Source organism: Vibrio sp. OPT46, from assembly GCF_015163535.1.
Classification (GTDB): domain Bacteria; phylum Pseudomonadota; class Gammaproteobacteria; order Enterobacterales; family Vibrionaceae; genus Vibrio; species Vibrio alginolyticus.
Genome location: NZ_JADDYG010000818.1, coordinates 1 through 203, shown reverse-complemented (window position 1 = coordinate 203; position 203 = coordinate 1). Strand labels below are relative to the sequence as shown.

Genomic DNA, 203 nt, shown 5'->3' with positions numbered 1-203 from the left:
GCGTCAGCAACGATAAATGCCGAGTAGAAACCAACACCAAACTGACCAATAAGCTGAGAGTCTTTGCTCTGCTCTTCAGATAGCTTTGAGAAAAACTCGGCTGTTCCAGATTTTGCGATTGTTCCTAAGTGCTCAATCACATCATCACGGCTCATACCGATACCGTTATCAGAAATGGTTAAGGTATTTGCGCTTTCATCAAA

At 42.9% G+C, this 203-nt stretch carries 1 protein-coding gene; it reads right to left on the bottom strand.

The features are described from left to right. The coding region (locus tag IQR33_RS28075) for an ATP-binding protein (RefSeq protein ID WP_193844257.1) at nt 1-203 on the bottom strand (203 nt) is incomplete at both ends.